The sequence below is a fragment of the Methylobacterium brachiatum genome (assembly GCF_020523825.1).
GTDB classification, from domain to species: domain Bacteria; phylum Pseudomonadota; class Alphaproteobacteria; order Rhizobiales; family Beijerinckiaceae; genus Methylobacterium; species Methylobacterium brachiatum.
Map to the genome: position 1 here is coordinate 57,613 of NZ_JAJALK010000006.1, position 13,509 is coordinate 71,121.

The 13,509-nt window shown below is 68.2% G+C and carries 12 protein-coding genes and 1 tRNA gene; 10 read left to right on the forward strand and 3 right to left on the reverse strand.

All coding sequences use genetic code 11. From position 1 onward, the window contains the following. Positions 1-38: 38 nt before the first annotated feature. From LGR69_RS15495 to LGR69_RS15525, 7 genes are all read left to right on the forward strand, one after another. A complete protein-coding gene (locus tag LGR69_RS15495; RefSeq protein WP_230366557.1) occupies positions 39-407 on the forward strand; it encodes a DUF2946 family protein in 369 nt (122 codons plus the stop codon). 66 nt (positions 408-473) lie between these two features. Further along, a complete protein-coding gene (locus LGR69_RS15500; RefSeq protein ID WP_230366558.1) occupies positions 474-2,786 on the forward strand; it encodes a TonB-dependent receptor family protein in 2,313 nt (770 codons plus the stop codon). 117 nt (positions 2,787-2,903) lie between these two features. Further along, positions 2,904-3,881: an ABC transporter substrate-binding protein gene (locus LGR69_RS15505; RefSeq protein ID WP_007568657.1), complete on the forward strand. Its 978-nt coding sequence runs from the start codon at positions 2,904-2,906 to the stop codon at positions 3,879-3,881. Beyond that, positions 3,878-5,911: a sensor histidine kinase gene (locus tag LGR69_RS15510; RefSeq protein WP_230366559.1), complete on the forward strand. Its 2,034-nt coding sequence runs from the start codon at positions 3,878-3,880 to the stop codon at positions 5,909-5,911. Before LGR69_RS15505 ends, LGR69_RS15510 begins: the two co-directional genes overlap by 4 nt. Then, entirely contained in the window at positions 5,908-6,306 is a 399-nt protein-coding gene (locus LGR69_RS15515) for a response regulator (RefSeq protein ID WP_230366560.1), read from the forward strand. The genes LGR69_RS15510 and LGR69_RS15515 overlap by 4 nt, the downstream gene beginning before the upstream one ends. Beyond that, positions 6,303-7,568: an adenylate/guanylate cyclase domain-containing protein gene (locus tag LGR69_RS15520; RefSeq protein ID WP_230366561.1), complete on the forward strand. Its 1,266-nt coding sequence runs from the start codon at positions 6,303-6,305 to the stop codon at positions 7,566-7,568. Before LGR69_RS15515 ends, LGR69_RS15520 begins: the two co-directional genes overlap by 4 nt. Before the next feature lie 144 nt (positions 7,569-7,712). Next, positions 7,713-8,699, forward strand: a complete 987-nt coding sequence (locus LGR69_RS15525; RefSeq protein WP_230366562.1) for an ABC transporter substrate-binding protein — start codon at positions 7,713-7,715, stop codon at positions 8,697-8,699. A gap of 241 nt (positions 8,700-8,940) precedes the next feature. Here LGR69_RS15525 and LGR69_RS15530 read toward each other — a convergent pair whose 3' ends face one another. Beyond that, positions 8,941-9,627 carry a response regulator transcription factor gene (locus LGR69_RS15530; RefSeq protein ID WP_230366563.1) on the reverse strand — a complete coding sequence of 229 codons (687 nt, stop codon included), beginning with the start codon at positions 9,625-9,627 and terminating at the stop codon, positions 8,941-8,943. A gap of 425 nt (positions 9,628-10,052) precedes the next feature. Between LGR69_RS15530 and LGR69_RS15535 the strand changes: the two genes are divergently transcribed. Beyond that, positions 10,053-11,030, forward strand: a complete 978-nt coding sequence (locus LGR69_RS15535) for a hypothetical protein (protein WP_230366564.1) — start codon at positions 10,053-10,055, stop codon at positions 11,028-11,030. Here the strand turns inward: LGR69_RS15535 and LGR69_RS15540 are convergent. After that, positions 10,960-11,520 carry an STM3941 family protein gene (locus LGR69_RS15540; RefSeq protein WP_230366565.1) on the reverse strand — a complete coding sequence of 187 codons (561 nt, stop codon included), beginning with the start codon at positions 11,518-11,520 and terminating at the stop codon, positions 10,960-10,962. The genes LGR69_RS15535 and LGR69_RS15540 overlap by 71 nt on opposite strands. A 196-nt stretch (positions 11,521-11,716) precedes the next feature. Between LGR69_RS15540 and LGR69_RS15545 the strand changes: the two genes are divergently transcribed. Beyond that, on the forward strand, positions 11,717-11,986 hold the full coding sequence (locus tag LGR69_RS15545; RefSeq protein ID WP_230366566.1) for a hypothetical protein: 270 nt from the start codon (positions 11,717-11,719) through the stop codon (positions 11,984-11,986). 162 nt (positions 11,987-12,148) lie between these two features. Here the strand turns inward: LGR69_RS15545 and LGR69_RS15550 are convergent. Next, a tRNA-Glu gene (locus LGR69_RS15550) sits at positions 12,149-12,224 on the reverse strand. Positions 12,225-12,328: 104 nt separating this feature from the next. Here LGR69_RS15550 and LGR69_RS15555 point away from each other — a divergent pair. Then, on the forward strand, positions 12,329-13,312 hold the full coding sequence (locus LGR69_RS15555) for an RluA family pseudouridine synthase (protein WP_230366567.1): 984 nt from the start codon (positions 12,329-12,331) through the stop codon (positions 13,310-13,312). The last annotated feature ends 197 nt before the right edge of the window (positions 13,313-13,509 follow it).

Sequence of the window (13,509 nt, forward strand, 5' to 3'; positions counted from 1 at the left end):
CGACGGGCTCGAAGCCCGTGTCGACCGACGTCGATCCCATGCGCAGGCGGTCGGGTCCCCTCGGGACCGGACTGATCCTGCTCGCCCTCTGGGTGCAGCTGCTCGCGCCGATGGCAGCTCTCCGGATGGCGCTGGCGGCACCCGACATGCCCGGAACGATCCTGTGCGGTCACGCGCCCGGGGATGACGCGATTGCCGCCTCCGCGAACCGGCCGGTGGCGCCCCACGACTGCGACGTCTGCCGGCTGTGCCGCGCCGGCATGGTCCCGCCGCCCCTTCCGGCGCTCTTGAGCGCGGCGCGCCTGCTGCGCTGGACCGCGCCGGCCTGGCCGATCCCCCCACCGTCGGATCCGAGGCCGGCGCCGCGCGTCGTCGCCCAGCCGCGCGCACCGCCCATCACCGCCTGATCACGGCCTCTCCCCGTGCGGCCGCCGTGCCGTCCGGCCCCTTGATTGATCAGACGAGAAATTGGGATGTCGATTCACCAGGCCGCCGCGCGGTTCGGAACATTGGCGCTGTTGGTGGCCGGCGGCACGCTGCCCACCTCGGCGCAGCAGGCCGTCACGCTGGACGAGCTGTCCGTAGAGGGCGAAGCCGCGCCCGGCGCGGGCCGGACCGCCGTTGCCGTGCCGTTCGGCGTGGCCGCCCCCCAGGGCTCTGCGCCCTCGGTCATCGAGCACCCGGTCGGCCAGGTCGTCACCGGGATCGGGCGCGAGAACACCATCGCCAACCGGCCGGCGACCAGCATCGGCTCGGTGCTCGCGAACAGCCCCGGCGTCACCGTCCGCCAGGGCAATGGCGGCCGCGACGTGATCATCTCGATCCGCGGCAACAACGCCCGCTCCAGCGGCGTGATCAAGAACACCGTCGTGCTGGAGGACGGGTTCATCCTCACCCAGGCCGACGGGGCGTCGCGCTTCGACCTCACCGACCCGCGGGCCTACAGCCGGATCGATGTGTTCCGCGGCCCGCAATCGCCCCTGTTCGGCAACTACGCCACGGGCGGCGCCATCGCGTTCCGCACCCGCACCGGCCGCGAGATCGACGGCTACGAGATCGGGACCGACGCCGGGAGCTTCGGCTACCTCAGCAATTACTTCACCGTGGGCAAGGCCAGCGGGCCGTTCGAGATCAGCCTGTTCGCCAGCGACGTCCGGGCCAACGGCTACCAGGACCATTCGAGCTACGACACGCAGACCATCAACCTGCTGGCGAGCTACACGCCGACGCCGGACAACCGCTTCACCTTGAAGGTGATCAACAACAATCTCGACGCCAATATCGCGGCCCGCTCCTCGTTGGCGCAGTATCGGATCAACCCCTACCAGCGGGGCTGCGCCGCGGCCGCGAGCGCGGCGCCCGGCTGCACCACCTTCGCCCTGTTCGGCAACGGCGCGTTCGGTGCGACCGTGCCGGTGACCGCCGACGAGGGCGGCTTCGGGCGCAAGGACCGGCGGACCATCGTGGCGGCGCGCTGGGAGCACGATATCGACGCGTTCACGACCTGGCGGACGCAGCTCGGCTTCGACGAGCGAAACTTCGACCAGCCGTTCTACACGACCGCGAGCCAGGGCTCTTACCCGTCCTGGAACGTCCTGACGGACGTGACACGCCGCGGCGACCTGTTCGGCCTCCCGGCCGTGGGCTACGTCGCGCTCGCCTACAGCACGATCGACACCCACATCGCGACCTACAACCGCGCCCCCTATGGCGGCCCTCGGCTCGGGGCGCTGATCGGTGTCCAGGACGCGGTCCAGTCGAATCTCGGTGGCCGGGCCCGCCTCGAACTCGCCCTGTCCGATCAGTGGACCGGCGTGCTGGGCATCAGCGCCGAGGGGACATCCATCACCGGACGCAACCTCGCCTACAGCTACAGCGCCGGCGGCGCGAACCGGACGGTGGCGGATGCCGACCGGACCTTCCTCAACGTCGCCCCCGAACTCGCCCTGGTCTACCGGCCGGACGAGGCCTGGGCGATCCGCGGCCGGGTCGCCACCGGCTACACCACCCCGGCGGCGAGCAACCTGTTCGTCACCCCGGCGGGGCTGCCGGGCAACAACACCCAGCTCCAGACCCAGGAGAATCTCGGCTTCGATCTCGGGGCCGACTGGAGCCCGACCGAGACCCTGCGCCTCAGCGTGACCGGCTTCTACGAGTTCTTCCGCAACGAGCTGGTCTCGCAATCGCCGGGCGCAGGGCTCCAGACCTACTTCTTCAACGCGCCGGCCTCCGAGCACCGGGGCCTCGAGGTCGGGGCGGACTGGGCCTTCGCGCCGGGCTGGCGCGGAACGCTGGCCTACACGTTCGATGATCAGATCTACACGCGCTACACGGAGCAGCTGAGCGCCGGCAGCCTGACCCGCCGGTTCGACCGGGCGGGCAACCAGATCCCGGGCGTCCCGGCCCATCAGCTCCTGGCGCGTGTGGGCTACGACGTGCCCACCGGGCCGCTTGCCGGCCTCGGAGCCTTCGTCGAGACCGTGGTGCAGGGCGATTTCTACATCGACAACGCCAACCTGCTGAAGGCGCCGGGCTACGCGATCGTCAATGCCAACGTGCACTACGCCACCGAGCTGGCCGGCGGCTACGCGAAGCGGCTGAACCTCTATCTCGAAGTCCGCAACCTGCTCGACACGACCTACGCGGCCTCGGCCCAGAACCTTGCCAACTCGATCAGTGGCGCCACCGGCCTCCAGAACGGCGCCGGGGTGCTGGCCACCTCCACCGGCTCGGTGTTCGCGGGTGCGCCACGCAACATCGTTGGGGGGATGCGTCTGGCATTCTGATAACCGCGTCCACGGGTTCGCCGTGGTGCGGTGGCCGGGCCTGCACTAAGCTGCCCGTCCGAGCGGCGGGGTATCGGGTTTGAGTCGCGATGACGGAAGAGCCGGCGCGGTGATCGGATGAGGCGGCGGACCATCATCGCCGGCTTGTCCTGGGCCGCGGCCGGCTGGCCGCTGGCTCCGTGGGCGCAGGAGCAGCCGCGCGTGGCCGCGCTCTGGCCGTTCGTGGACGGAGGCGCCGAGGGCCGCTCGCTCGCGCACACCTTCCGGTCGGCCCTGCGCGATCACGGACGGACGACGCTGCAGATCGATGATCGCTGGGGCGGTGCGGATGTCGAGCGCACCCGCGCGCTGGCGGCCGAGATCGTGCAGTCGAGCCCGCAGGTGATCTTCGCCTTCCTCAACGCGCAGCTCTCCGCCTTGTCCGCCCTGACGAAGACGATCCCGATCGTCTTCGTCGGCGCCTCCGATCCGGTCACGTCCGGCTACGTCGCCAGCCTGCAGCGGCCCGGCGGAAACATCACCGGCTTCACCCTGTACGAGGCGTCGCTGGCGGGGAAATGGCTGGCCGCACTCCGGGAGGCGGCGCCGACGATCCGCCACGTCACGCTGCTGTCCAACCCAAACACGGAGGTCCGGCGCGGCGCCTTCTACTCGGAGGCGCTCACGACCACCGGGGCGGCCATCGGCATCGAGACCGAGGTGGTGTTGGTCACCACGGCCGACGCGATCGACCCGGTCGTCGCAGGCCTCGGCCGACGGGGTGATGCCGGGCTGATCGTGGCGCCCGGCACCTTCAGCGAAGCCAACGGCGACCGCATCGTCGCCCTCACGGCCCAGCATCGCGTCCCGACGGTCTTCGCGATCCGGCGCTTCGCCCACCGGGGCGGCCTGATGTCGTACGGCCCCGACCCGGCCGACGCGGTGCGCCGCGCGGCGTCCTACGTGGATCGCATCCTCCACGGCGAGAAACCCGCGACGCTCCCGGTCCAGGCGCCGACGAAATTCGATTTCATCGTGAACCTCAAGACCGCGCGCACTCTGGGGCTGACGATCTCGTCGGCGCTGCTCGCCCAGGCGGACGAGATCGTCGAATGATGGCGCGCGATGCGGCTCCGTCGCAGGGCAGCACAGCCGCCGAGCGCTTCCGCCTGCCGCTCGCGGCGAAGTTCGCGGTCGCCTTCGTCGGGCTGGTGACCCTCGTCCTGCTGATCAACGGTGCCGTCGACCTGTTCCTGAATTACGGCGACGCCAAGCGGAACGCGATCGAGGTCCAGCGGGAGAAGGCGCACGCCGCGGCGGAACGGGTCGAGGCCTTCATCTCCGAGATCGAGAGCCAGATCGGCTGGACCACCCGGGCCGAGTGGCGCCGGATCTCCCCCGAGCAGCAGCGCTACGACTTCATCCGGCTGCTGCGGCAGGCCCCCGCCATCACGGAGGTCGCCTATCTCGATCCGAGCGGCAAGGAGCAGTTGCGGGTCTCGCGGCTGGAGCCGGATGCGGTCGGCAGCGGCAAGGATTTCTCCGCGGCGGCGGCCTTCACCCAGGCGATCGCCGGAAAGGTCTGGTTCGGCCCGGTCTACTTCCGGCGGGGCTCCGAGCCGTACATGACCGTGTCGGTGGCCCATGCCGGACGCGACCCCGGCGTGACGATGGCCGAGGTCAACCTGAAGCTGATCTGGGACGTCGTCAGCAGCATCCACAACGGCTCGGGCGGCTACGCCTTCGTGGTCACCGCCACGGGCCGGTTGATCGCCCACCCGGATCTCAGCCTCGTCCTGCGCGACACCGACCTGTCGAGCCTGCCGGAAGTGGCGGCCGCTTTGTCCGCACGCGGCTCCGCGGGGAACGCGGACGCGGCGGATTACGAGATCGCCACCGCGTTGGACGGCGGTTCGGTGCTGGCGGCCCATGCCACCATCCCGCGCGTCGACTGGATCGTCTTCGTCCAGCTGCCGCTGGGCGAGGCCATGGCGCCGCTCTATGCCTCGGTCGTTCAGACCCTGTCGCTGATGGGGCTCGGGGTGATGCTCGCGACGGTGGCCGGGACCTTCCTGGCCCACCGCATGGTTGTGCCGATACGGCAGCTCGAGGACGGCGCGGAACGGTTCGGGTCCGGGGACCTCTCGGAGCGCATCGTGATCCGCACCGGCGACGAGATCGAGACCCTGGCCGACCGCTTCAACCTCATGGCAAGCCGGGTCCAGGAATCCTACGAGACCCTGGAGGCCAAGGTCGAGGAGCGGACCCGCGACCTCAACACCTCGCTCGAGGATCTCCACAAGGCGCAGAACCGGCTGATCCAGTCCGAGAAGCTCGCCTCCCTGGGGCAGCTCACGGCGGGCATCGCGCACGAGATCAAGAACCCGCTGAACTTCGTGAACAACTTCGCGTCGCTATCGTCCGAACTGGTCGACGAGCTTCAGGAGGTGTTGCAACCTGCAAACCTGGACGCGAAGACCCGCGCGGAGGTCGACGAGATCGCCGATCTGCTCAAGGGCAACCTCGGCAAGGTCGTGCAGCACGGCAAGCGCGCCGACTCGATCATCAAGAACATGCTGCTGCATTCCCGCTCCGGATCCGGCGAGCACCGCCCCGTCGAGATCAACGCCCTGGTCGAGGAGAGCCTGAACCTCGCCTATCACGGTGCCCGGGCGGCGCAGCCGAGCTTCAACATCACCCTCGTGCGCGCTTACGATCCGGCGGCCGGCTCTGCCGATGTCTACCCGCAGGAGTTGACCCGCGTCCTCCTGAACCTGATGTCGAACGGGTTCTACGCCACCGAGAAGCGCAAGGCGGCCGGAGCCGAGCCGGGTTACGAGCCGACCCTGTCGGTGACCACCCGCGATCTCGGCGACAGGGTCGAGATCCGGGTCCGGGACAACGGCACCGGGATCCCGGACAGCGTGAAGGCCAAGATGTTCGACCCGTTCTTCACCACCAAGCCGGCCGGCGAGGGCACGGGCCTCGGCCTGTCGCTCAGCCACGACATCCTGGTGAAGCAGCATGGCGGGTCGATCGATGTCGCCACCGAGCCCGGGCACTTCACCGAATTCACGATCACGCTGCCCCGCGATGGCGCGACCCAGGCGCACCCCATCATCGCCCCAGCCAAGAGCGAGCCATGAACGTCCTCATCCTCGTCGTGGACGATGAGCCCGACGTCACCGACCTGTTCCGGCAGCAATTCCGCCGCGAGCTCCGCGCCGGTCGGTTCGCGATGGAATTCGCGCATTCGGCCCCCGAGGCGCTGGCCTGCGTCAAAGCTTCGGACGGTGCGAGCCTCATCCTCATGTTCTCGGACATCAACATGCTGGGCATGACCGGGCTCGAACTCCTGCCGCTCGTGCGCGAAGCGCGCCCCGATGTCCCGGTAATCATGATCACGGCCTACGGCGATGCCGAGACCCGCCAGAAGGTCCTGGCCGGCGGCGCCGTGGACCTGATCACCAAGCCGATCGATTTCGACCTGTTGCGGACCGAGATCGAGAGCCGCCTCGCCTCCGTCGCGGGGCCGGCATGACCTCCGACCTGCCGCCCGCCAAGATCCTGGTCGTCGACGACGAGCCGGACCTCGAGGCGCTGATCACCCAGAAATTCCGGCGCCAGATCCGCGGCGGCCAGGTCACCTTCCTGTTCGCCCATGACGGGCACGAGGCCCTGGAGGTGCTCGGCGCAAACCGCGACGTCGACCTGGTCGTGTCGGACATCAACATGCCTGGCATGGACGGGCTGACGCTGCTCGCCAAGCTGCAGGAATCCGACGACAAGCTCTCGACCATCATCGTCTCGGCCTACGGCGACATGGCCAATATCCGCACCGCCATGAACCGCGGGGCTTTCGACTTCCTCACCAAGCCGATCGACTTCACCGATCTCGAGACGACGATCGAGCGGACGCTCCGCCACGTCGGGAGCCTGCGCGAGGGGCGCCGACGGCAGATGATGGCCGAGCGCGCGCACGCTTCGCTGGCGCGGTACTTCTCGCCCAATCTCGCCGAGCGCCTGGCGGGGGACGCGTCGGGTCTGGAGCTCGGCGGCGTTCGGCGCGAGGTGGCCTCGCTGTTCACCGACATCGCCGGCTTCACCGGGCTCGTGGAGAGCCTGGACCCGGCCCAGCTCGCCGAGATCCTGAACGGCTACTTCGCCGAGATGACCGACCTCGTCTTCGCCCATGAGGGCACCGTCGCCAAGATCGTCGGCGACGCGCTCCACGTCCTGTTCGGGGCACCGGGCGACCAGCCGGACCACGCGGCCCGGGCGGTCGCCTGCGCGCTATCCCTCGATACGGCCTCGGAGGCGTTCCGGGCCCGCTGGCGGGATCGGGGGATCGAGATCGGCGCGACGCGGATCGGCGTCCATGCCGGGCCGGCCATCGTCGGGAATTTCGGCGGCGGCCGCTATTTCGATTACACGGCCTACGGCGACACGATCAACACCTCCGCCCGCCTGGAGAACGCCAACAAGGCCTTCGGCACCCGGATCTGCGTGAGCCAGAGCGTGGTGATCCGAGCGGAGCAGTTTCGCGGCCGACCCGTCGGCGACCTCCTCCTGCGCGGGAAGCAGGGCGCGCTGCGCGCCTTCGAGCCGCTGACCGAGGAGGAATACGACGGCGAGACGCTGGGCCGCTACCTCGACGCCTTCGCCAAGCTGGAGGCCGGCGAGGCCGGGGCCATGCCGGCCTTCGCGGCGCTGGTCGGATTGCGGCCCGACGATGCGTTGTCGGCCTTCCATCTCAAGCGGCTGCTCAACGGAGCCTCCGGAACGCGCATCGAGGTGCGCTGAGCACGATCGCACCCTCGACCCGCCGGCCGCGATGGCGGACACTCGAGGCCCCTGCCCCATCCGCCGAGCGCCCTGCAGGATGCCCCGTCCTTCGACCAGCCGACAGCCCGACCGCCCATGCCCCCGCGCAGCGAGGGCAACCGGATGAGACGCCGCGACGTCCTCGCGAGCCTCGGCGGCGCGGCCGCTTGGCCGGCAACCGGATATGCGCAGACCCCGGCGCGGCGCCGGCTCGGCATCCTCCTGGTCTACGGAGAGAGCCATCCCGACGTGCCGATCATCGTCGACACGCTGAAGGACAGCCTGGGGCGGCTCGGCTGGACTTGGGGCCAGAACCTGACGGTCGACCTGCGGCTGGGCGACGGCGATGCCGAGAAGATGCGCCGCCAAGCCAGCGAGCTGCTGGCGGCGAAACCGGACCTGATCTTCTCGCAGGGCGTCGTCGGCACGACCGCCGTCAAGCAGGCCACCACGACGACCCCGGTGGTGTTCATTCAGGTGCAGGATCCGGTCGGCGGCGGCTTCGTGACCAGCCTGGCGCGGCCGGGCGGCAACCTCACCGGGTTCAGCAACTTCGACTACACGTTCGTCGGCAAGTGGCTGCAGCTCCTGAAGGAACTCAGCCCGAGCGTGACGCGGGCGCGCGCCATCATCAACCCGGACTATCCGACGCGCTTTGCCGGTTACGCCGCCGAACTCGCACGGACCGGCCCGGGTCTTGGTATCCGGGCCGAGGCCAGCGGCGTGCACGACGCCGCCGAGATCGAACAGGCGATCACCACCTTGGCCGCGGAGCCCCAAGCCGGCCTGATCGTGCTGCCGGATGCGATCACGGGCGTCTACAGCCGCCAGATCATCGATCTGACCGCCAAGCTCCGGCTGCCCGCAGTCTATGCCTATGCGGCACAGGTTCAGCTCGGCGGCCTCGCCGCCTACACCACCAGCGTGGCCCGGGACGTCCAGCAGGCGGCCGGCTATATCGATCGGATCCTGAGAGGGGCCGCGGTCGGCGACCTGCCCGTGCAGGCGAGCGAACGCTTTCTGACCGTTATCAACCTCAAGACCGCGGCGGCCCTGGGCTTGACGATCACGCCCTCGCTCCTGGCGAAGGCCGATGCGTTGATCGAGTAGGGCGCGCTGGAGCGCGAGCGCGGTTTCGCCGCGGCGCGCAGGGAAGATCGGCGCTCCCGCACGGATCGCGCCATCGGACGACGCCACCGACCCACATGGTGCAGGTACCGCAAAACGCGGACCGGTGTCCGTGCGCGGTGTGCCTCAGACATCCCGTGGCTTCGGCTCCCGCTCTCCTTCGACAGCGGGGGGACGGCCGAGCGAGGGATCTGCCGTCCCTCGGGGATCCGGTCGCGTTCGATCAGCTCACGAACGCGTATCCGAGGTAGCGGCGGACCTCGATCGGATCGAAGCTCAGCTTCTCACGGAGCTTCTTGCGAAGCTTGCTGATGTGGCTCTCCACGACGCTCTCGTCGACGTCGCTGGTGAAGGCACCGTAGACGGCGTTGAAGACCTGTTCCTTCGTCAGCCTGCGGCCGCGATTGCGGATCAGCAGTTCGAGGATCTGCCGCTCGCGTCGCGGCAGGGCGATCTTCTCCCCGTCGATATCGGGGTCGCGGCCGTCGAAATACACTCTCAGCCGCTCGGTCCGATCTGCCACTTCCTTGGCCGTCGCATGCTGTGAGCGCTGTGAGCGCCGCCAGACCGATTCAGTCCGGGCCATGATCTCGCGCACGTGGACCGGCTTGCGGACGACGTCGTCGATGCCGGCCGTGAACAGGTCCAGGGTCTCGGTCAGGCTGCGCGTCTCGATCATGGCGATGATCGGCGCCCGGGACCGTTTGTGGATGAGGTCGGGGAGGCTGGATCGCTGCGCGCAATCACCGAGGAGGAAGCCCTGGACGGCGTCCAGATCCGGTTCCCGAGCCGTCTGCAGCCAGCCCTTGAAATCGGATGCCAGTAGTCCGACCGCGGATACGCCTTCTCTGCTGAAGCTCGCAACGTAACCGTCGGTCACCATCGACCGCTCATCCATGACGACGTACACTACCTCGGCACTCCTCTACTACCCGATGCGGACCGAATGGCCTGACCACGCTGACGTGGTCGCTCCTTTACGCTCCGCTTCTGATCAAACCGCTAAGGCCAAAGACTAAAACTTGATGTGAAATTGATTTATGCTGCGTTTATGGCATTTTTCCGTCCAGTTAAGGGTCTTTATGTTTCATGTTCCGGCCAAATTGCGTCCTAATGCATGGATTTCGAGTGTAATATCGAGCGATTTTCTGTCGGTTTGGATTTTTTAACTTTCGAAAACATTTGCTGGATCGATATTCGGACTTTGAATGAGATGGACCACGACCTGATCGGCGAAACATATTGGCATTGGGGGAATGCCGTCTGGGCACAGGGACAGGCCGAAGCTTAGGCGGGCCGCCGATGACGGTGGTAAGCTTGGGAGAGCCTGAGTAAGTGAGCGCGATGCCTTCGCTCGATCCACCGCCTCCCAACTTTCCACGCGTCCTGATCGGCAACGCGGGGTGGCGCTTTCTGGGCGACGGTAACAATTTCTCCCTGTCGCAGATGGTCGGCCTGATCCGCGCTTCGGGCAGCGTCACCCACCAATGGTCGAACGTCCTGCGTTCGAGAACGGCTCGCTACGGTGCGCAGACCAAGACGTTCATCATGCCGGAGAAGACCTGCCTCTATCAGAGATATCTGCCCGACAATCTCCATGTAACGCCCGAGAGATTTGCGACGTTTCTCGCCAATGTCGGATGGGCGCATTACATCTTTTACGACCACGTCAAGCAGCAGAATGCCGGTGACCTCTATCACCAGGGCGATAGCCACACGACGGCGTATGGCGGCTATGAAGCGTCGCGCGAGATCGTTCGGACCTTGGGTCTGGATGCGGACGCCTTCGAGCCGATCTGGTCGACGAGACCCGTTGCGAGCTTCGACCTGTTCGAACCGGGCGAGGACCATCCGACCTTGAGCGAACGCGTCATCGCGAACGGCCCGAGCCTGGAAGTCACGACCAACGGCCTCCAGAACCGGGGATGCGTGACGCGGATCGTCAATCCACAGGGCGCCGCCCATCGCCTGCTGATCTTCGGCGACTCGTTCGCGAACCTGTATCTCTGTTACGGCATCGCCCTCTACGTCCGGGACGTGACGTTCGTGCATTCCGTAGCCTTCGACTACGAGATGATCGAGCGTTATCGGCCGGACTTCATCGTCGGCGAGATCGCCGAGCGGTTCCTGATCGAAGCCCCGGCCGAGGGGGCGTCGCTCGCGGCGATCCTGCAGGGCAAGCTCGTGGACGACGCGCTGAGCCCCGCGGAGGCCGCGCAGTTCATGACCAGCTACGAGCCGTTCAAGGATCTTTACGGACCGGCGATGGTGCCGACGCTCCAGGAGATTCAGCGCAGGTTCGGCCCCGCGTGACGGCCTCGGCCAATGCCGGGAAGCTGCCGCGCAGATCGGCGGCGGCCATCCAGTAGCCGTACGGCCCGAACGCCCGGTTCACGCGCGCCATACGGCGTGCCCAAGTGGTCCACGGCAACGCCGCGTCGGCGTTCGGATCCACCTCAAGGACCAGCATGGACTGCCGCTGGATCTGCACGGGCGTGATTGCGCGGATCGCCTCCCACGGGATCCAATCCGTCGACAGTCTGCGATCGAAGATCCCGCGCGGCCCGACGGACACAACCGGGCCACGCTGAAACAATTTCGGGAGGAGCAGGACCGCGCAAAGACCGAAGAGGGCGATGCTTCCGTATGCGACGAGTTCGGCGAAGCTACCGGGTGCCACGGCGCGCCGCCCGGTGCCGGGATGGGCATAGAGCATCCCGATGCCGACGGCGACGAAGCCGCAGCTGACCGCGAGCATCCCAACGATGCGCAGGGGCGAGCGCCGGATGTCGATGCTGTTCACGGACCTCACTCCGATCGACCTCGAGCCCCATACCAGATCCCGCGTGTGACCGGTCAGAGGGTGATTGCACGCTTCCAGGGCCCCGCCCGAAAAGCCATATTCCGCCGATCTGGTGCCATGGCGGTGGTCATACAGATCGACGGAACCTGCAGCATGCCTACGATCGCGCCGATGCAATCCGACCGAGGGGGCGGCGATGCCTGATCTCCGCTGGGTCGCGGGCCCGGTCCACTGCACCGACCTCGTGGACGCGTTCGGCAAGGTGTTCGGCTATGTCGGACCGTGTTCCACCGGCGCCCGCGGCTACGTCGTTCAGGCGGGCTCGGAATGGCCGCCGAGGCCGGCGGCTTTCACCGACCACGCGCATGTCGATGCGGCGCGCCTCTGGGTGGAAACCGAAGTCGCCGCGCGATCCCTCCGTCCGATCCGCGTGATCCGAGACAGGGAAGCGGCGGAAGGCACGTGAGCGCCGCCGCGCACCCCACCTGGATACAAAGTGCGTGACATGCGGGGAGCACGCTGGCGCACCGTCGAGCGCAACGCGCAGTTGCGGCGCGGTCCCACCGCGGATGCGGGTTCGGGTCCCACTTCCGCTAAGTCGTTGACCGATTTGATGAAAATGCGCCGGTGGCGCTCCCAAGGGGAATCGAACCCCTGTTTTCGCCGTGAGAGGGCGACGTCCTAGACCGCTAGACGATGGGAGCTTTCCGGCGGCGCCCGGGTGCTATAGCCACGCCCCGTCGGGGGAGCAAGGGGCTTCTTTCGAGATTCCGTATGGATCGGTGCGGATGAGGCACGGATAGAGGTCGTGGTGGACGCATTGGACGAGGCGCGGGTCGGGATCGTCGCGGACGGAGGGATCCGGCTCGACCGGGCGCTGGTGGCCTTGTTCCCGGACCTGTCCCGGGCTCGGCTGCAGCATCTGGTGCGCGACGGGCGCGTGACCCGGGACGGGGCCCCGGTGCGCGATCCCTCCGCGAAGGTCGCGGCCGGCGCGCAGATCGTGCTGGCGGTGCCGCCGCCGGCGGATGCGGAACCCGCTGCCGAGGCCGTCGACCTGGCGATCGCCTATGAGGACGACGACCTCGTGGTGATCGACAAGCCGGCGGGCCTGGTGGTCCATCCGGCGCCGGGCCACGAGAGCGGAACGCTGGTCAACGCGCTGATCGCCCATTGCGGCGCGAGCCTCTCGGGGATCGGCGGCGTGCGCCGGCCCGGCATCGTCCACCGGCTCGACAAGGATACGAGCGGCCTGATCGTCGTCGCCAAGAACGACGCGGCGCACCAGGGCCTGACCGCGCAATTCGCCGATCACGGGCGGACGGGGCCGCTGGAGCGGGCCTACGCGGCCCTGGTCTGGGGTATCCCGCACCCGCGCACGGGGACGATTCAGGCCAGCCTCGCCCGCTCGCGCCACAATCGGGAGAAGATCGCCGTGGTCTCGGACGAGGCCGGGCGGCACGCGGTGACCCATTACACGGTCGCCGAGACCTTTCCGGAGGTCTCCCTGGTGCGCTGCCGCCTGGAGACCGGGCGGACCCATCAGATCCGGGTGCATCTCGCCCATCGCGGCCACCCGCTCCTCGGGGATCCGGTCTATGGCGGCGCGTTCCGCACCAAGGCGGTGCGGCTGTCGGCGCCGGCGCGCGACGCGCTCACGGCCCTGGGGCGGCAAGCCCTGCACGCGGAACTGCTGGGCTTCAGCCATCCGCGCACCGGGGAGACCCTGCGGTTTGAGAGCCCGATCCCGCCCGACATCGCCGCGCTCATGGACACGCTCGCGAAAGCTTGAGCCATGATGGTCGGACAGGAAACCGGATCCGCGCCGCGTGCGAAAGATCACGCCGGGCCGCGTCACATCGTGACATGGTACGACCATTCGGCCGGTCGCGCGTTGATGGCGACGTGGGTGTCCCCAACCGCTACCGGTCCGTCCGACTTACCCGTATGACATGGGTGGCCGGGAGGGTCGGCTCAAGAGCGGCCCCA